The organism is Acinetobacter sp. 24-47-47 (assembly GCF_057737035.1).
Map to the genome: position 1 here is coordinate 1,596,095 of NZ_CM173216.1, position 18,565 is coordinate 1,614,659.

The following is an 18,565-nucleotide window of genomic DNA, read 5'->3' on the forward strand; positions in this document are numbered from 1 at the left end:
TACAAATTCAATACGTTGATTACTTATTGTTCATCATTTTTCTTGCTTTTAATTTTCATTATTTAATATCAGAAACACAAATTTTTTTTTGAAAAAAGCAATGGTATAATCTCAAAAAAATGAATAATTTTTATGAAATATTTTTCTTGCGCGCAGTGCAATCGGCAAATCTTTTTTATGAATTCTACATGTACTCATTGTGGAATTAATTTAGGATATGTTGTAGAAGAAAGAGAAATGGGAAGTTTCCATAAACATACTAGTCAATTGTGGAAATCTATTAATCCCAAATTCAAAAGTAAACTCTATAAACCCTGTTTTAATTATTTGCATCATCATGTATGCAATTGGATGATTCCTGCAGAAAGTTCTGATATTTACTGTGACTCTTGCAAACTAACCTCTATTATTCCAAATTTAAATAATCCTGATCACACCATCTATTGGAGCAGATTAGAGCATGCGAAGCGTCGTTTCCTTTATATGATGCAACAACTAAATATCATGCCGAGACCAAAAAAAAATGATCATGATCAATTTGGACTTAGATTTAATTTTTTGATGCCCGAACCAGATCTTCCTGTTTTAACTGGTCATGCTCAAGGTACAATTACATTAAATGCAAGCGAAGCAGACGTCGTATACCGCGAAACAACCCGAATAAAAATGGGTGAAAACTATCGAACCCTACTCGGTCATTTTCGCCACGAAAGCGGGCATTACTATTTCGATCTCATTCAACAGCTTCGACCAGATCTGATTGATGCGTTCAGAGTAATGTTTGGAGATGAACGACAAGATTATGCTGAGGCTTTAAAGCGACATTATCACGAAGGTCCACCCATAGACTGGCAGAAAAATTTTATTAGTTCCTATGCGAGTGCTCACCCATGGGAAGATTGGGCTGAGACTTGGGCACATTATTTACATATGATGGATACCTTAGAAACAGCATACTATGCGGGTCTGAGTGTTCAATCTAAACGTGCTGATCTCCCAAGTATGACGATCGAAGAAAATCCGATTGGTGCTAAAAACTTTGAAACTGTTTTACAAAACTGGTTAACCATCACTTTTAACTTAAATGCACTTAATCGCAGTATGGGTTTAGATGATGCATACCCATTTACGCTATCAGATAAAGTCTTAGACAAGCTCAGATTTATTCATCACAAACTATTAGAAATTTCATTTCAAAAATAAATATTTTTGCTTTATCAAAGGTTGAAGTTACTTATTATTTAAATACAATCTTCACCAAGTCTTATTGATTGTGTGTAAATGAAAATAAACGAACAGATTGTACTCGTTACAGGTGGGGCACGAGGCCTTGGCTTGGCTATTACCAAGGCATTATTGAGCGAAGGCGCTCGTGTCGTTGTCAATTATCATAGTAGTCATGAGTCCGCTAAGACATTAAAACTTTCACATCCTGATCAAGTTTTTAGTTATCAAGCGGATATTACTGATGCAGATCAAGTTTCAGAAATGTTTAACGCTGCCAAACTGCATTTTGGTGAAGCTATTCATTCAATTGTGAATAATGCACTCGTTAGATTTAAATTTAACGGGGATGCAAGACCAAATATTTCACAAATACAATGGAATGATATGCACACTCAGTTTGAGGGTGCTGTCAAAGCTGCCCTTAATACCACTCAAGCCGCTTTAGCCGACATGAAAGCTAATCGATTCGGTCGAATTGTGAATATAGGAACAAACTTGGTGCAAAATCCTGTTGTGCCATATCATGACTATACTACTGCAAAATCTGCCCTTCTCGCATTGACGAGAACATGTGCTCATGAATTAGGTGAGTTTGGAATTAATGTCAATATGTTGTCTGGTGGATTACTTCAACAAACTGATGCAAGTAAAAGCACGCCACAGGAAGTTTTTGATTATATTGCTTCCGCTACCCCCTTGCGTAAAGTAGTCACTCCTGATGAGTTTGCTTCAGCCATTTTAATGTTTTTGTCACCGTACTCCAAAGCTGTCACTGGTCAAAATTTAATAGTGGATGGCGGTTTAGTTAAAAATTAATATCGATGCTTAGAGCTTAGGCTATTTTTTATTTAAGGAATAGCCTACCTATATAACCCCAATCGCTTGCTCATAGAGTATTTATGAGTGTTATTTTACAAGGATTTCATGAAACATATGTCTAAGCCATTGATGGCTGGTCTTATGATGACAGGACATATGCCAGTATTGTTTAACACCATATGTCGGGAAAGCAATAGGTGCATCAAAGATTTTTAAATTGCCTCGTGATAATAAAACTTCACTTAGATAGTAAGGCACTGTAGCAATCGCATCAGTTTCTTGAACAACAAGACCAACACCAAGATAACTTGGTAATCGCATTAAAATATTTCTTTTAAGTTCAAGGTTTAACAGCTCATTTTCAATATGATAATGCCCCATTCCCGCATCAATATCAATGTGTGATTCTGCCAAATACTGCTCTTTGCTGATTGAATCTCCCGTTAAACGAGGGTGATCTTTTGCTGCAATTACAACATAATATTGCTCGAATAGTTTTTGTTGATAAAAGCCATTTTCCAAATGAGGCAGAAATCCTAATGCAAGATCAATTTCACCATTTGCCATTTGATAACTTGTTTCAGAAGTTATTGGACGCACATTTAATCTGACATGAGATGCTTTTGCTTTTAGATATTGGGAAATCTTAGGCAGTAATACTAAATGCGAAACATCAGTCATCGCCAAGGTGAATTGTTGATCTGATATAGCTTCATCAAAATCGATCGTAAAATTATTAATCGCTTCAACTTTACTTAATGCTTCACTGACCAATGGGAATAATTGCTTTGATAATTCCGTAGGGATCATTTCATTCCCAATTCTTAAAAAAAGCGGATCGTTATAATGTTGTCGAATTTTATTAAGAATATTACTTACAGCAGGTTGACTCATCTGCAATTGCTCAGCAGCAACTGAGACACTTTTAAATTTATAAACATGAAAAAAAATACTGAGTAATTTGCAATCTAATTCGTACACGAAACGCGCCTTCTCCTAGTAGATGAAAATGTAAAGTAAATAAGATCTCATAGTACTTTTATATTTTTATTTTTTCTAGGATCTATTCTGACATTCTCTAAAACCATCCCATAAAAAAAGAGCGAAAAATCGCTCTTTTTATCATCATTCAAGTTTGAATAATCTAGAAATTATAAATTGCTACAGCACTTACACGATTATCCTCACCTGTGTTAGAACCATTTGGTGCAGATACTACAGCTTTACGCTCACCATACACATATTCCAATCCAAGGCTAATCGGGTTGATCGGACTATAGAATGCATTGACCCAACCTTGCCAAAGCTCCTTATTGATCTCTGTCAGATTTACTGCACCACCTCGATAAGCATTTGTCACATCTTGATTCATATAACCAAAACCAACAGTTCCACGCCATTGAGGATTAAATTGCTGCGTTAGACCTATGGTAATTGAGTCAAATTCATTCTCATCTAAAATTTCACCAGATGAGCTACGGCTGATACCAGGATTCGTCCATGAAACAAAACTACTATCTCCTTTTACATGATAGTAGTCAGCTTTCAGTGTAGTTGAAGGAGCTAATTTATATTGCATACCAAGTCCTACGCCCCATGCAACGACTTCATCAACTTCTGTTTTCTTTTCATTGACCATAGTACGTAAACTGAGTTTAGCATCATCATTTAATTGATGATTCAATCGCGCTGTGACTGCAGGTGTACGCATTTTAGATAATCCATCTTTTGGATCTTCTGCTGCAAGGACCAAGCCTGTTGCAGGTGCTAAACTCATACTATAACGAACTTGAGGTGTACGTTTTACAGCACCACCCACATAACCTAAGGCATCAATCGTTTCAGGCATATAGTCTGGCACAGCAAAGTTAGACCAAGTTTGACCAATTAACCATTTATCGTAATTCATATAAGCATGACGTATACGAAGATTATCTAATCCAGCTCCACCCAAAAAGTCGACTTCAACTTTACCTGAAACTTTTTTATCATTAATTTGACTATGAATATCCAAACCTAAACGTGTTGCTGATAGAGTCGACTTAAGCTGATCACTCGCCTCATTATTACCGGTTAAAGGAACCTTATTAATATTATTATATAGGCGATCTAACCCACTACCTTCAGCTTGATATGAAGCATCTAGACGAACATTTCCATAAAAATTAAAAGTGGTATCTTTACCAACATTGAGTTTTGGTTGGGGTTTAACAGATTCAGTTTTTAATGTCTCAATCGATTTTGTCTGTACAACAGCATTCTTCTGTTGTTGTTCCATCATTGATTTAAGTACTTCAATTTCTTGACGTAGTTGCTCTATTTCAGACTGTTGTGGACTATTCGCGTATGCTGCAGTAGATGTTAAAACAGCTAATGAGATTAAACTTAAAGTAAAAGGTTTGTTTGAAAAGATCATCCTAATCTCTCTTATCCTATAAAATGGTTTAAAAGTCTAAGTAACAGCCACCTTCTGGCAGCTGTCTTATTTATAAAGAATTTTTACTGAGTTTGTTCTACGACTTTAGAAGAGTGTACAGATTCTTCCTGAGCAATTTTACCATCTACTGAATTTTTCAGATTCACCATGAAAATTGCTAAGGCTGCAATCACACCAGGAATTGCGATGACCAAGAAATTCATTTGGTGCGGAAGTTCCATGGTTAACAAAGCACCGGTGAGTACTGGACCTACGATTGCACCTATTCGACCAATACCAGATGCCCACCCCATACCAGTTGAACGAACTGTTGACGGATAATATTGTGCGACGAATGTATAAAGTAGAATTTGTGAGCCAATCGTTGCAGCGCCCGCGATTGCAATTAGCGTATACAACACGATTTGTGGACTATTAAAGCCGAGAAGGATAAGTGCAAGTGCACCGCACACGAACATAATTGTAAGTACTTTTTTGATGTGGAAACGATCTGCAAGATATCCACCACCAATTGCACCCACCATACCACCGATATTTAATGCAAATAGGAAGATCATACTTGCACCAAGGGAGTAACCCGCTTGAATCATAAGTTTTGGCAACCAGCTTCCTAAAGCATAAACCATAAGTAAACACATAAAGAATGCGATCCAAAACATGAATGTACTAAAGGTACGACCTTGCTGGAATAACGCTTTTAAAGGAGCTTCATCACCTGCTGTGACTTCATCTAATACAAATTGAGTGTCAGCAGTAATATTTTTTTCAGGTGCGATTTTCTTTACATTAATTCGCACTTGCTCGGTTTGGTTTTTGTTGGTCAGGTACATCAAAGATTCTGGTAGGAATTTCCAAATCAACGGCAATGCGATTAAAGGCAATGCAGCGATATAGAACATAATTTTCCAGCCATATTGTGGAACTAACCAAGCACCTAATAATGCTGACGTCATACCACCAATTGCATATCCACTGAACATAAGAGCAACTAAAGTACTTCTAATTCGCTTAGGTGCATATTCAGTCATTAAAGCAACAACGTTAGGCATCACACCGCCAATACCCAGACCAGCAAGAAAGCGTAAAATACCAAATTCAGTCGGATTTGATGCAAATGCCCCCAAAAATGTAAATCCACTGAAGATTGCCACACAAATCATGATGGTTTTTTTACGACCAAGCTTATCTGATAATGTACCAAATGACATAGCACCGAACATCATCCCAAATAAAGCTGTACTTGCTAACAATCCAGCTTGTACTGAAGTTAATGCCCATTCCTGCATTAATAAAGGTAATGCAACTCCGTAAATGACAAGATCATAACCATCAAAGATAATAATCAATAAGCACCAAAACAATACACCCCAATGAAATGGTGTGAACTTAGCATCATCAATCACACGATTGATATTTAATTTGTTTGCTTCCAAGGTTGCGCCTCCTGCAAATAAACTCTCCAAAAATATGACGCAACATTGACTTAAAGCTGAAAAAATGTCCAAAACCGAATATATCTATATATATACCTTCAAGGTCTAAATAATCTCGAGGGCTTATTTCTATTATGATTGAATAAAAATTATACGAATAATTACTTAAAAAAAAAATTCTTTGAGAATTTCTAATTTGAATTTTTTATTGCAACCTACTTTTTCTTTAAAGTTAAAATTATTTGTTTGAAATTTATCAAAAAAAATTAAGCCCCTTTTCGGGGCATAAGCTAAAGTCGTAGTTATTTTGAGTATTTAAGATTTTTGATTGCTATTTTTTATCCAATAGCTTTAGACCTAAGTCTAATTATTGTATTAGACCCTATCTAAATTAAATTTCTATCATACTTAATTGCTTCTAAATCATACACTTGGTAAATACAATCTATTAGAGACATGATGTCCTCGCTCTCATCTAGATTACGTATCGTCATAAATACTGGACTTACTGCAGTTTCATCTAAAATTGGGATGTAAAGCAAATGGGATAGCTGAATTGATTTCGCACTTTCTGGAACAATACAAATACCTTCACCAGCTGCAACCAAACCAAGAGATAGCTGAATTTCTCGCACCAAACGTATATTTTTAGGTTCTAAATTATATTCTGCAAACAAGGCTTGGACTTGAGTTGCAAAGCTAGGGGTTGTATGGCTAGGGTATAAAAAAATATTTTCATCAGAAATATCAGATAGATAAACACCTTCTTTTTTTAAACTTAAAGGATGACTCGCATGCACTGCCATCATTAAGCGCTCTTCACGAAGCAAAATTCGCTTCAATGCTGGATCTGAAATTCTAAGCCGCCCAAATCCAACATCAATCTTCCCCTCTTTGAGTGCTTTAACTTGTTCTAACGTGGTCATTTCAACAAGTTCAATCTTTAAGTGGGGTTGCTGCTGCCTATATAAATATACAATTTTAGAAAGCAGCCCATAAAGCAGTGACCCGACAAACCCCATTGTTACTGTACGTTCAACTAGACCTATACGCTTTGTCATAGACTTAACTTCTTCAGCATTGGCAAGTAATTTCACTGCGTGCTGATAAAAGAAATAACCGGCTTGTGTTGTTTTTAATGGACGGCTACCTCGCTCAAATAAAGCAATGCCAAGCTCTGATTCCAAATTTTGAATTTGTCTACTTAATGGTGGCTGCGCAATAAATAACTTTTCTGCTGCTTTTGTAAAACTTTGTTCTTCTACCACTGCGACAAAATATCGTAGATGTCTAAGCTCCATGACTTCCATACCTTTAAAATATATTAAAATGCAAAAATGATCTTCGACTCTATTTTTGCATTCTTTTAAGGTATACCACATGAAATACACAATGCAAGAATGCGTAGAGTGGAAATGATTACATCAGTTGAAACCTTGCTCGTTGAAATCCCGACGATCCGCCCACACAAGATGGCGGTCGCAACGATGCAAACTCAAACCTTAGTCCTCATTAAAATCGAAACTTCGGATGGTTTCATTGGTTGGGGCGAAGCAACCACCATCGGTGGCTTAGGCTATGGTGAAGAAAGCCCTGAAAGTATCAAAACCAATATCGATACTTATTTTGCTCCACTACTCAAAACTTTTACTGATCTCAACGTTGCTCAAATTATGCAAGTGTTGAAGAAGAATATTAATGGCAACCGTTTTGCAAAATGTGCCATTCAAACTGCTTTACTGGATATTCAGGCTCAACGTTTAGGTTTGCCGCTGTCTGAAGTGTTAGGTGGCCGTCTGCGTGACAGCGTTCCTGTACTTTGGGTGTTGGCTTCTGGTGATACAGATAAAGATATCGCTGAAGCGAAAAAGATGATCGAAGCTAAGCGTCATAACTTCTTTAAATTAAAAATTGGTTCTCGTGCTGTAGAAGCAGATGTTGAGCATGTTCTCACCATCAAAAAAGCGTTAGGTGCTGATATTTCTATCCGTGTCGATGTGAACCGTGCTTGGTCTGAGTTAGAAGCGATCAAAGGTATTCAGCTTCTGCAAGATGGCGGTGTGGATCTAATTGAACAGCCATGTGCGATTGACAATATTGATGCCATGGAGCGTTTAACTCGTCGTTTTGATATTGCCATTATGGCGGATGAGTCATTGATGGGTCCAAGTACAGCTTATCGTTTAGCGAAGCGTAATGCTGCTTCTGTGTTTGCTGTAAAAGTTGCTCAGTCTGGTGGCCTACTCGAAGGTCGTGATGTAGCAACCATTGCAAACCTCGCTGGTGTAGATCTGTATGGTGGCACGATGCTTGAAGGTTCTGTTGGCACCATCGCTTCTGCACATTTGTTCTCGACCTTTGAGAATTTGGCATATGGCACTGAATTATTTGGTCCATTGCTGTTAACTGACGAAATTTTAAAGACCCCGCTTCAATATCGTGATTTCGAATTACATCTGCCTCAAGGCAATGGTTTAGGTATTGAGTTGGATTTAGACAAGATTGACAACCTTCGCCGCAAATAAGCGACGTGATACATCAGGAGTGAGACATGCTGTTTCATGTACGAATGGATGTGAACATCCCACTGGATATGCCAGTTGAAAAAGCGAATGAGATCAAAGCTGTTGAAAAGGCGTATTCGCAAGAGTTACAGCAACAAGGCAAGTGGCGTCATATCTGGCGAATCACAGGTCAGTATTCAAACATCAGTATTTTTGATGTGGAAAGCAATGAAGAGCTTCATTCAATTTTACAAGGTCTTCCGCTTTATCCATATATGAATATCGAAGTAATGGCGTTAAATCGCCACCCATCTTCTATCCGTGAAGATGATCGTTAAGTTTTAAGTGTCTTGGCTTGATTGATTCAGGCCATGACATCAATACATCCAGAGGTTTTTTAGCGTCATTTTAAACAAGGATTGTGGCAGCGAGCTCAAACACATTAGAAGTCAGCCACCACACAGCAAGCATACTTAAGGAGAAATAGTATGAACCGCGAACAAATTAATGCTTTAGTTAAAAAGATGAACGTTGATACTGCAACAGGTCCTGTTGATGAACGTGTTCAGCAAATCGTTGTACGTTTAGTATCTGACTTATTCCAAGCGATTGAAGATTTAGATTTAAGCCAATCTGAAGTTTGGAAGGGTCTTGAGTACTTTACTGATGCTGGTCAAGCAAACGAATTAGGTCTTTTGGCTGCTGGTTTAGGTCTTGAGCATTTCCTTGATTTACGTGCAGATGAGAAAGATGCTCAAGCAGGTATTACAGGTGGTACTCCACGTACAATTGAAGGTCCATTGTATGTCGCTGGTGCACCAGAATCAGTTGGTTTTGCACGTATGGATGATGGTTCTGAAGAAGGCAAAATTCCAACTTTAATTATTGAAGGTATCGTTAAAGATACTGAAGGTAACATCATTGAAGGCGCTAAAGTTGAAGTTTGGCATGCAAACAGCTTAGGTAACTACTCGTTCTTTGATAAGTCTCAATCTGACTTCAACTTACGTCGTACGATCTTCACCGATGCACAAGGTCAATATACAGCATTAACCACAATGCCTGTAGGTTATGGCTGCCCACCAGAAGGTACAACTCAGTTTGTATTAGACAAACTTGGTCGTCATGGTAACCGCCCTTCACATGTGCATTACTTCGTCACTGCGCCTGGCTACCGTAAATTAACTACGCAGTTCAACATCGAAGGTGATGAATACCTTTGGGATGACTTTGCATTTGCAACGCGTGATGGCTTAGTGGCAACTGCTGTAGATGTAACTGATGAAGCTGAAATTGCGCGTCGTGGTCTAAAAGGTGCGTTCAAACATATTCAATTTGACATTGAATTAGTGAAAGACGTTGAAGGTGCGCCTTCTACTGAAGTTGAACGCCGCCGCGCATCAGCTTAAATCAATTAGTCGGAATCGGGATAAGTCAATTATCCCGATGACTTCCCCTCAATTTGGAAAGTCGGAGAACGTCCATGCCACGTATTCCTGTAATTAATACCAGCCATTTAGATCGTCTTGATGAGTTACTTGTAGACAACTTTGAGACAGGTGAATTTAAACTTCATCGTTCAGTTTTCACTGATCAAGCCCTTTTTGACCTTGAAATGAAATACATCTTTGAGGGTAATTGGGTTTACTTGGCACACGAAAGCCAAATTCCAAATAACAATGATTATTACACGACACACATCGGTCGTCAGCCAATCGTGATTGCTCGTAACCGTCAAGGCGAGCTAAATGCAATGATCAATGCGTGTTCACACCGTGGTGCACAACTTTGCCGTAACAAACGTGGTAATAAGGCTACTTATACTTGCCCATTCCATGGTTGGACATTCAATAACTCAGGCAAACTTTTAAAAGTTAAAGACCCAACAGATGCTGGTTATTCTGACTGCTTCAACAAAGAAGGATCACATGATCTTAAGAAAGTTGCACGTTTTGAAAGTTATAAAGGCTTCTTATTCGGTAGCTTAAACCCAGACGTCTTGCCATTAGAAGAATTCTTAGGTGAAACGACTAAAATTATCGATATGATCGTGGGTCAGTCTGATCAAGGTTTAGAAGTTTTACGTGGTGCCTCAACTTATACATACGAAGGAAACTGGAAACTCACTGCTGAAAATGGTGCAGATGGTTACCATGTATCTGCGGTTCACTGGAATTATGCTGCGACTACGCAACAACGTAAAGAAAAACAAGCTGGCGACAATATCCGTGCAATGAGCGCAGGATCTTGGGGTAAACAAGGCGGTGGTTCTTACGGTTTTGAAAATGGTCACATGTTGCTTTGGACACAATGGGCTAACCCTGAAGACCGCCCTAACTTCCCTAAAGCAGATGAATACTCTGAGAAATTCGGTCCTGCTATGTCGAAGTGGATGATCGAGCGCTCACGTAACCTTTGCTTATATCCAAACGTTTATTTGATGGATCAGTTCGGTTCACAAATCCGTGTACTTCGCCCAATTGCTGTCGATAAAACTGAAGTAACAATTTACTGCATCGCACCTGTAGGTGAAGAGCCAGAAGCTCGCGCACGCCGTATTCGCCAATATGAAGATTTCTTCAATGCTTCAGGTATGGCGACACCAGATGACTTAGAAGAATTCCGTGCATGTCAAGCAGGTTATGCTGGTATCGAACTTGAGTGGAACGATATGTGCCGTGGCTCAAAGCATTGGATCAATGGCCCAGATGATGCAGCAAACGAAATTGGTCTAAAACCTAAACTTTCAGGCGTTAAAACTGAAGACGAAGGTTTATACCTTGCTCAACATCAACATTGGTTAGAAGAAATGAAACGTGCGATTAAAGCAGAACAAGCTTTAGCTGAACAAGGAGATAACGCATGAGTAACGCGAATCTTGAAGCAACTTTAGAATCAGTGAGCCAGTTCTTATTTAAAGAAGCGCGCCTACTTGATGATGAACAGTGGGATGAATGGTTAGAGTGCTATGCACCTACAGCATCGTTCTGGATGCCATCTTGGGATGACTACAATACATTAACTGAAGATCCTCAATCAGAAATCTCGTTAATTTATTATCCAGATCGTCAAGGTTTAGAAGACCGCGTGTTCCGTATCAAAACTGAACGCTCTTCTGCAACAATGCCTGATACACGTACAAGCCACAATATTAACAACATTGAAATTCTTGAACGTCATGAAGATAAGGTTGTTGTTCGTTTCAACTGGAACACTTTAAGTTACCGCTACCAAAAGTCGTACAGCTACTTCGGCATGTCACGCTACGAAATCAATTTGTCTGGTGAAAAACCACAAATTTTAAATAAATATGTGGTACTCAAAAATGATTACATCAATCAAGTAATCGACGTATATCACCTGTAATTAGTAAATAACAAGTTCAGTAACTACCAAATGGAATTTTGGTAGTTACACCAAAAAATTGTTCAAAAGATTCTTAAAGGATATTCAGCCATGTCAAACCATAATGTTGCACTTCAATTTGAAGATGGCGTAACCCGATTTATTTCAGTTGCACAAGGCGAAACGCTTTCTGACGCTGCATATCGTCAAAAGATTAATATTCCGCTGGATTGCCGTGATGGTGCATGTGGTACTTGTCGAGCTTTTTGTGAGTCTGGCAGCTATGACATGCCTGAAGAAACTTATATTGAAGATGCACTTACACCAGAAGAGGCTGAGCAAGGCTATATCTTAGCTTGCCAGTGCCGTCCTACTTCAGATGCAGTTTTCCAAATTCAAGCATCATCTGATGTATGCAAAACTCAAATTCATCAATATCAAGGTACACTTTCTCGTGTAGAAAACTTATCTGAATCTACAATTACCTTTGATATTCAACTAGACGAGGGTCAGCCAGATATCAATTTCCTTGCTGGTCAGTATGTAAATGTAGGTATACCTGGATCAACTGAAACACGTTCATACTCTTTCAGCTCTAAGCCAGGCAACCGTTTGACCGGCTTTGTTGTTCGTAACGTTCCTAACGGTAAGATGAGTAGCTTCTTAAGCAGCGAAGCGAAAGTCGGCGAAAAAATGACATTCACTGGTCCATTTGGTAGCTTCTACTTACGTAATGTAGTACGCCCTGTAGTAATGCTTGCTGGTGGTACAGGTATTGCTCCATTTATGTCGATGCTTCAAGTATTAGAAGAAAAAGGTTCTGAACATCCAGTACGTTTAGTTTTTGGTGTAACCAATGACTTTGACCTAGTTGCTATTGAAGAACTCAACAAACTTCAAGAAAAACTTGATTGGTTTGAATACCGTACCGTAGTTGCAAACCCAGAATCTGCACACGAACGTAAAGGTTATGTGACAGGTCACATTGAAACTGAATGGCTCAACGGTGGTGATGTAGACGTTTACCTCTGTGGTCCTGTTCCTATGGTAGATGCAGTTCGTGGTTGGTTAGATGCTGAAGGCGTTAAACCTGCAAACTTCTTATTCGAAAAATTCTCTGCGAATTAAAGTGGAGAGGAACATGAATCAAAGATTTGAAAATAAAATCGTAATCGTTACTGGTGCCGCTCAAGGCATCGGTCGCGGTGTTGCTCTTCAAGCAGCTAGCGAAGGTGCAAAAGTTGTACTGGCTGACCGTGCTGAATACGTGACGACCACACTTGAAGAAATTACGACTCAAGGTGGCACAGGTGTCACTGTCTTAGCTGATCTTGAAACCTATGCTGGTGCACAATCCGTTGTAAATAAAGCGATCGAGACTTTTGGCCGAATTGATGTGCTGATCAACAATGTTGGTGGTGCGATTTGGATGAAACCTTTTGAAGAGTTTTCTGAAGAGGAAATTATTAAAGAGATCAATCGTTCTTTATTTCCTACTTTATGGAGTTGTCGTGCAGTTTTACCACACATGCAACACCAAAAATCTGGTGTGATCGTGAATGTATCATCTATCGCCACATGTGGAATTAACCGTCTTCCATATTCTGCAGCTAAGGGTGGTGTAAATAGTTTTACTCAATCAATGGCATTTGCACATGCTAAAGATGGTATCCGCATCAATGCTGTGGCTACAGGTGGTACTGAAGCTCCACCACGTGTAATTCCACGTAATACTTCACCACTATCTGAGCAAGATCAAGCTTGGATGCAAGAAGTGGTTGATCAAACAATTGACCGCAGCTACATGAAACGCTATGGCACTATTCAAGAACAAGTAAATGCTATTTTGTTCCTTGCTTCAGATGAGTCTTCATACATTACAGGCACAGTCGTACCTGTAGGTGGTGGTGATCAGGGTTAACCCTGATCACGGACTCTTTAAATTCACAGGATCATTGACGCAAGGAGGCAAATACAATGGCAACCCTGTTTAAAACACTAAAAGAAGATTGGTCTATTTCCGCCACTGTCGCCGGCTTTTTAGCTGTATTGATTTCATATGCCGGACCATTAATTATTTTCTTTCAAGCAGCACAACAAGCCCAAGTTTCACCAGACATGATGATTTCATGGATTTGGGGTATCTCAATTGGTGCTGCTGTAGCTGGAATTCTATTATCAATAAAATTTAAAGTTCCTGTCATTACCGCTTGGTCGGCACCTGGTACTGCTCTTCTAGTCACACTTTTTCCAGATATATCACTGAATGAAGCAGTTGCTGCATATATCACTACAGCTGTAGTGATTTTCATCATTGGTATTACTGGATATTTCGACAAACTATTGGCTTTGATACCGCAATCAGTGGCTGCAGGAATGATGGCTGGTATCTTATGTCAGTTCGGATTTGGTCTTTTTACCGCGACCAATACCATGCCATATATCGTGTTTGGAATGCTTATTTCGTATTTGATTGCTAAGCGTTTAACACCTCGATATGCCATGCTTTTTGTATTGGCAGCTGGTATTTTCATTAGTTTAGTCCTCGGAAAATTCAATGCTGTGAATATGGAGTTTTCACTTGCAATACCTCAATTCATTGCGCCCGAGTGGACGCTTAACTCTTTTCTAAATCTTGCAGTACCTCTTATTTTAGTCAGCCTTTCTGGTCAATTTTTACCTGGCATGGCAATTTTGAAATTAAGTGGCTATGACATTCAAGCAAAACCGATTATTACCACTACCAGTATCGTATCGTTAGCTGTTGCTTGTGTGGGCGGGATCACCATTGTCCTGGCATCAATAACAGCCGCACTCTGTACAGGTAAAGATGCACATGAGCTCAAAGAGAAACGTTATATCGCAGGTATTGCGAACGGTATTTTCTATATTTTAGGTGGTTTATTTGCAGGCAGCATTGTGATGCTTTTTAGCTTACTGCCTAAAGAACTTGTTGCTGCATTAGCAGGTTTAGCACTTTTAGGTGCTATTGCTACAAATTTACACGTTGCTATGTTCCAAGAAAAGGATCGTGATGCAGCTCTCCTTACTTTCTTGGCGACTGTTTCAGGCATGCAATTTTTAGGTTTAAGTTCAGTTTTTTGGGGAATCTGTATAGGTATTTTAGCGCACGTGATTTTAACGAAGCGTCAAAATACTACCCCATCATCGTCTACATCGACCTGATCCTATTAAAGGTAAATGTAGATCGTTTGTTTAGGAAGTGATTATGATTGATAAAAGCTCAGCGTCTTTAACCGAAGCCCTCTCCCAAATTAAAGACGGTTCAACCATTATGATTGGTGGGTTTGGTACTGCAGGTCAGCCTGCTGAACTCATCGATGGCTTAATTGAACTCGGTATTAAAGACTTAGTGATCGTCAACAACAACGCAGGTAATGGTGATTACGGCTTGGCTAAACTGTTACAAGCAGGCGCTGTACGTAAAATCATCTGTTCTTTTCCTCGTCAGTCTGACTCTTATGTCTTCGATGAACTCTACCGTGCAGGCAAAATCGAGTTAGAACTTGTACCACAAGGTAACTTGGCTTGCCGTATTCAAGCGGCGGGTATGGGCTTAGGTCCAATCTACACACCTACAGGTTTTGGTACTTTGCTCGCTGAAGGCAAACCAACCGTGAATTATGAAGGTAAAGACTACGTTTTAGAAAATCCAATTAAAGCTGACTTTGCGTTAATTAAAGCGCATAAGGGCGATCGCTGGGGGAACTTGGTGTACCGTAAATCTGCACGTAACTTTGGTCCAATTATGGCCATGGCAGCAGATATCACCATCGCACAAGTATCAGAAGTCGTGGAACTCGGTGCCTTAGATCCTGAACACATCATCACCCCTGGGATCTTTGTACAACACGTTGTACAAGTTCAACCTGCGCAGTAATTTGAGATTGGAGAAATACAATGAGTTATCAAAAATTAACCCGTGATCAAATTGCTGAACGTGTTGCACAAGATATTCCTGATGGTGCTTATGTCAACCTTGGGATTGGTTTGCCGACCAAGATCTCGAGTTACTTACCTGCTGACAAAGATGTCTTTTTACATTCTGAAAATGGTTTATTGGCCTTTGGTCCCCCCCCTGCGGAAGAAGACCGTGACCCTGAGTTAATTAACGCGGGTAAAGAGTTTGTGACTTTATTAGAAGGCGGAGCTTTCTTCCATCATGGTGATTCATTTGCAATGATGCGTGGTGGTCACCTAGATATCGCTGTACTCGGTGCTTTCCAAGTGGCAGAAAATGGTGATCTTGCAAACTGGCATACCGGTGCACCTGATGCCATCCCTGCTGTGGGTGGTGCAATGGACTTAGCCGTGGGTGCGAAGAAAGTCTTTATTACCACCGATCATGTCACTAAAAAAGGCGAACCTAAAATCGTTGCTGAGCTGACTTATCCTGCGACAGGTTTGAAATGTGTGGACCGCATTTATACGGACCTTTGTGTGATTGATGTGACGGCAGATGGCATGAAAGTCATTGAGAAAGTTGAAGGCTTATCTTTTGAAGAGCTTCAATCGATGACGGGTGCCAAACTCATTGATGCCACTCAGGCTTAAGACTGGTTTTAGGATCTTACACTATGAAAAACGCATACATCATTGATGCCATCCGTACGCCTTTTGGTCGTTATGCCGGTGGTTTAGCCCCTGTCCGTGCGGATGACTTAGGTGCAGTGCCATTAAAAGCATTAATGGAACGTAACCCTTCTGTGGATTGGAATGTCGTCGATGACGTTTTATTTGGCTGTGCCAACCAAGCCGGTGAAGATAACCGTAACGTCGGTCGTATGTCGGCGCTTTTAGCAGGTATCCCTTATACAGTACCTGCAACCACAGTCAACCGTTTATGTGGTTCATCACTCGATACCGTAGCAATGGCCGCGCGTGCCATTAAAGCTGGTGAGGCTGACGTGATTGTGGCAGGTGGTGTTGAATCCATGTCACGTGCCCCATTTGTGATGGGTAAATCTGAGAGTGCATTTGGTCGTAGTCAAAAGATTGAAGACACCACCATGGGCTGGCGTTTTATCAACCCGAAGCTTAAAGAAATGTATGGTGTTGAAACCATGCCGCAAACGGCCGAAAACGTGGCTGAACAGTTCAACATTAGCCGCGCTGATCAAGACCAATTTGCTTTAACCAGCCAACAACGTACGGCTGGAGCGCAAGCACGCGGTTTCTTTGATCAAGAAATCGTGCCTGTGACTATTCCACAGCGTAAAGGTGATGCGGTTGTGGTGGCAAAAGATGAACATCCTCGTGCAACCACCCTCGAGGCCTTAACCAAGTTAAAACCTGTTGTAAAAGCAGACGGTACAGTAACCGCAGGTAATGCATCAGGGATTAACGATGGTGCTGCTGCGATTCTGATTGCGTCTGATGCAGCTGTAGAAAAATATGGTTTAAAGCCTCGTGCCAAAGTGATTGGTGCAACCACCGTTGGGGTTGAACCTCGCATTATGGGCTTTGGTCCTGCACCTGCGATTAAAAAGTTACTGGCTCAAACAGGTTTAACACTAGAGCAAATGGATGTGATTGAGGTGAACGAAGCGTTTGCAGCACAAGCATTGGCATGTACACGTGACCTAGGTTTAGCCGACGATGATGCGCGTGTAAACCCAAATGGTGGTGCAATTGCACTGGGTCATCCATTGGGTGCATCAGGTGCGCGTTTGGTGACGACTGCACTGAATCAACTTGAAGCAACTGGTGGCAAATATGCATTGTGCTCTATGTGTATCGGTGTGGGTCAAGGCATCGCTTTAATTATTGAACGTGTTTAACTATTAAAACCCCCTCCCTTTTCTTAAGGGAGGTCGGGAGGGATTCTATGCCTACTTTTTCTTCAAATGATGCGCAAATCAATTATCAAACTTTTGGTGATTCAAGCAAGCCTGCTCTTGTTTTCTCTAACTCTTTAGGGACAAATTTCAGCATGTGGCAATCACAAATTGAGTTTTTTAAAGCTTCTCATTATGTGATTTGTTATGACACGCGTGGTCATGGTGCATCAGACGCGCCTCAAGGTCCATATACCATTGATCAACTTGGTCAAGATGTGGTGAATTTACTCGACCATTTAAATGTTGATAAAGCTGCATTCTGTGGTATTTCGATGGGTGGTTTGACAGGCCAATGGTTAGCGATCAATCATCCTCAACGCTTTAGTCATGTGATTGTGTGTAATACCGCCGCTAAAATTGGCAATGAAAATGCTTGGAATGATCGTGCCGTATTGGTTCGTGAACAAGGTTTAGCACCGATTGCATCAACGGCTGCAGGTCGTTGGTTTACAGATCCCTTTATCCAAAGCAACCCAGCAGTGATTGAAAAACTTTCAAACGACTTAGGAGCTGGCAGCCCTGAAGGTTATGCAAGCTGCTGTGAAGCTTTGGCTAAGGCGGATGTGCGTGAACAACTCAAACAGATTTCGATTCCTGTATTGATTATTGCAGGTCAGCAAGACCCTGTGACCACTGTGGCAGATGGTCAGTTTATGCAAGCCGCGATTGCGGGTAGTCAACTTGTTGAGATTAATGCTTCGCACATTTCTAATGTTGAACAACCACAGGCGTTTAACCGAGCTGTGGCTGAATTTATTCAGGCTTAAGTTTAGAACAACTCAAACCTGAACTCAGGAAACATCACTTGTCACGGGTGACTCATCTTGACGCTTTGCCAGATTGCTCCACCAGTCTGGCTTTTTTTATGTCCTAGAATTCAATCATTTATTCAGTAAATTTTAAGAAATAAAACCTAATCTCAGCGTAGTTAAATATTAG

General features: G+C 40.0%; 18 protein-coding genes. 14 read left to right on the forward strand and 4 right to left on the reverse strand.

Features of this window, described 5'->3' with window-relative positions:
* Positions 1-132: 132 nt before the first annotated feature.
* Together AC1M9E_RS07495 and AC1M9E_RS07500 are read left to right on the forward strand one after the other, a co-directional pair.
* Positions 133-1,203, forward strand: a complete 1,071-nt coding sequence (locus tag AC1M9E_RS07495) for a zinc-binding metallopeptidase family protein (RefSeq protein ID WP_481588080.1) — start codon at positions 133-135, stop codon at positions 1,201-1,203.
* Between the two features lie 78 nt (positions 1,204-1,281).
* Positions 1,282-2,043, forward strand: a complete 762-nt coding sequence (locus tag AC1M9E_RS07500) for a 3-oxoacyl-ACP reductase (RefSeq protein ID WP_180029055.1) — start codon at positions 1,282-1,284, stop codon at positions 2,041-2,043.
* A 90-nt stretch (positions 2,044-2,133) separates the two neighbouring features.
* Here the strand turns inward: AC1M9E_RS07500 and AC1M9E_RS07505 are convergent, their stop codons facing one another.
* The 4 genes from AC1M9E_RS07505 to AC1M9E_RS07520 form a co-directional block, all read right to left on the reverse strand.
* Entirely contained in the window at positions 2,134-3,027 is an 894-nt protein-coding gene (locus AC1M9E_RS07505) for a LysR family transcriptional regulator (RefSeq protein ID WP_092766282.1), read from the reverse strand.
* Between the two features lie 163 nt (positions 3,028-3,190).
* Positions 3,191-4,462: a DcaP family trimeric outer membrane transporter gene (locus tag AC1M9E_RS07510; protein ID WP_481608243.1), complete on the reverse strand. Its 1,272-nt coding sequence runs from the start codon at positions 4,460-4,462 to the stop codon at positions 3,191-3,193.
* 83 nt (positions 4,463-4,545) lie between these two features.
* A complete protein-coding gene (locus tag AC1M9E_RS07515) occupies positions 4,546-5,916 on the reverse strand; it encodes an MFS transporter (RefSeq protein WP_035270292.1) in 1,371 nt (456 codons plus the stop codon).
* Between the two features lie 386 nt (positions 5,917-6,302).
* A complete protein-coding gene (locus AC1M9E_RS07520) occupies positions 6,303-7,217 on the reverse strand; it encodes a LysR family transcriptional regulator (protein WP_035270297.1) in 915 nt (304 codons plus the stop codon).
* Between the two features lie 114 nt (positions 7,218-7,331).
* On the opposite strand from AC1M9E_RS07520, the gene AC1M9E_RS07525 reads away from it, so the two are divergent.
* The 12 genes from AC1M9E_RS07525 (at position 7,332) to pcaD (ending at position 18,393) form a co-directional block, all read left to right on the forward strand.
* Entirely contained in the window at positions 7,332-8,441 is a 1,110-nt protein-coding gene (locus tag AC1M9E_RS07525) for a muconate/chloromuconate family cycloisomerase (protein WP_092766279.1), read from the forward strand.
* Between the two features lie 26 nt (positions 8,442-8,467).
* Positions 8,468-8,758: a muconolactone Delta-isomerase gene (catC, locus tag AC1M9E_RS07530; RefSeq protein ID WP_092766278.1), complete on the forward strand. Its 291-nt coding sequence runs from the start codon at positions 8,468-8,470 to the stop codon at positions 8,756-8,758.
* 150 nt (positions 8,759-8,908) lie between these two features.
* The gene (gene catA, locus AC1M9E_RS07535; RefSeq protein ID WP_481590937.1) at positions 8,909-9,829 is read left to right on the forward strand and encodes a catechol 1,2-dioxygenase; all 921 of its coding nucleotides are present in this window, start codon (positions 8,909-8,911) and stop codon (positions 9,827-9,829) included.
* A gap of 74 nt (positions 9,830-9,903) precedes the next feature.
* Positions 9,904-11,286 carry a benzoate 1,2-dioxygenase large subunit gene (gene benA, locus AC1M9E_RS07540; RefSeq protein WP_035270495.1) on the forward strand — a complete coding sequence of 461 codons (1,383 nt, stop codon included), beginning with the start codon at positions 9,904-9,906 and terminating at the stop codon, positions 11,284-11,286.
* Positions 11,283-11,786, forward strand: coding sequence for a benzoate 1,2-dioxygenase small subunit (gene benB, locus AC1M9E_RS07545; RefSeq protein ID WP_035270498.1), 504 nt, complete (start codon positions 11,283-11,285; stop codon positions 11,784-11,786). Before benA ends, benB begins: the two co-directional genes overlap by 4 nt.
* A gap of 90 nt (positions 11,787-11,876) precedes the next feature.
* Entirely contained in the window at positions 11,877-12,893 is a 1,017-nt protein-coding gene (benC, locus tag AC1M9E_RS07550) for a benzoate 1,2-dioxygenase electron transfer component BenC (RefSeq protein ID WP_481595218.1), read from the forward strand.
* Between the two features lie 13 nt (positions 12,894-12,906).
* Positions 12,907-13,686 carry a 1,6-dihydroxycyclohexa-2,4-diene-1-carboxylate dehydrogenase gene (locus tag AC1M9E_RS07555; protein WP_092768934.1) on the forward strand — a complete coding sequence of 260 codons (780 nt, stop codon included), beginning with the start codon at positions 12,907-12,909 and terminating at the stop codon, positions 13,684-13,686.
* 56 nt (positions 13,687-13,742) lie between these two features.
* Entirely contained in the window at positions 13,743-14,951 is a 1,209-nt protein-coding gene (gene benE / locus AC1M9E_RS07560) for a benzoate/H(+) symporter BenE (RefSeq protein ID WP_488224644.1), read from the forward strand.
* Positions 14,952-14,994: 43 nt separating this feature from the next.
* Positions 14,995-15,666, forward strand: coding sequence for a 3-oxoacid CoA-transferase subunit A (locus tag AC1M9E_RS07565; protein WP_488224645.1), 672 nt, complete (start codon positions 14,995-14,997; stop codon positions 15,664-15,666).
* Between the two features lie 20 nt (positions 15,667-15,686).
* A complete protein-coding gene (locus AC1M9E_RS07570) occupies positions 15,687-16,340 on the forward strand; it encodes a 3-oxoacid CoA-transferase subunit B (RefSeq protein ID WP_180028014.1) in 654 nt (217 codons plus the stop codon).
* A gap of 23 nt (positions 16,341-16,363) precedes the next feature.
* Positions 16,364-17,566: a 3-oxoadipyl-CoA thiolase gene (gene pcaF, locus AC1M9E_RS07575; RefSeq protein WP_488224646.1), complete on the forward strand. Its 1,203-nt coding sequence runs from the start codon at positions 16,364-16,366 to the stop codon at positions 17,564-17,566.
* A gap of 47 nt (positions 17,567-17,613) precedes the next feature.
* Positions 17,614-18,393, forward strand: a complete 780-nt coding sequence (gene pcaD, locus AC1M9E_RS07580; protein WP_488224647.1) for a 3-oxoadipate enol-lactonase — start codon at positions 17,614-17,616, stop codon at positions 18,391-18,393.
* The last annotated feature ends 172 nt before the right edge of the window (positions 18,394-18,565 follow it).

Coding starts and splice junctions, on each gene's coding strand:
- AC1M9E_RS07495 (WP_481588080.1), top strand. CDS start 133: ATGAAATATTTTTCTTGCGCGCAGTGCAATCGGCAAATCTTTTTTATG.
- AC1M9E_RS07500 (WP_180029055.1), top strand. CDS start 1,282: ATGAAAATAAACGAACAGATTGTACTCGTTACAGGTGGGGCACGAGGC.
- AC1M9E_RS07510 (WP_481608243.1), bottom strand. CDS start 4,462: ATGATCTTTTCAAACAAACCTTTTACTTTAAGTTTAATCTCATTAGCT.
- AC1M9E_RS07520 (WP_035270297.1), bottom strand. CDS start 7,217: ATGGAGCTTAGACATCTACGATATTTTGTCGCAGTGGTAGAAGAACAA.
- AC1M9E_RS07525 (WP_092766279.1), top strand. CDS start 7,332: ATGATTACATCAGTTGAAACCTTGCTCGTTGAAATCCCGACGATCCGC.
- catC (WP_092766278.1), top strand. CDS start 8,468: ATGCTGTTTCATGTACGAATGGATGTGAACATCCCACTGGATATGCCA.
- catA (WP_481590937.1), top strand. CDS start 8,909: ATGAACCGCGAACAAATTAATGCTTTAGTTAAAAAGATGAACGTTGAT.
- benA (WP_035270495.1), top strand. CDS start 9,904: ATGCCACGTATTCCTGTAATTAATACCAGCCATTTAGATCGTCTTGAT.
- benB (WP_035270498.1), top strand. CDS start 11,283: ATGAGTAACGCGAATCTTGAAGCAACTTTAGAATCAGTGAGCCAGTTC.
- benC (WP_481595218.1), top strand. CDS start 11,877: ATGTCAAACCATAATGTTGCACTTCAATTTGAAGATGGCGTAACCCGA.
- AC1M9E_RS07555 (WP_092768934.1), top strand. CDS start 12,907: ATGAATCAAAGATTTGAAAATAAAATCGTAATCGTTACTGGTGCCGCT.
- benE (WP_488224644.1), top strand. CDS start 13,743: ATGGCAACCCTGTTTAAAACACTAAAAGAAGATTGGTCTATTTCCGCC.
- AC1M9E_RS07565 (WP_488224645.1), top strand. CDS start 14,995: ATGATTGATAAAAGCTCAGCGTCTTTAACCGAAGCCCTCTCCCAAATT.
- AC1M9E_RS07570 (WP_180028014.1), top strand. CDS start 15,687: ATGAGTTATCAAAAATTAACCCGTGATCAAATTGCTGAACGTGTTGCA.
- pcaF (WP_488224646.1), top strand. CDS start 16,364: ATGAAAAACGCATACATCATTGATGCCATCCGTACGCCTTTTGGTCGT.
- pcaD (WP_488224647.1), top strand. CDS start 17,614: ATGCCTACTTTTTCTTCAAATGATGCGCAAATCAATTATCAAACTTTT.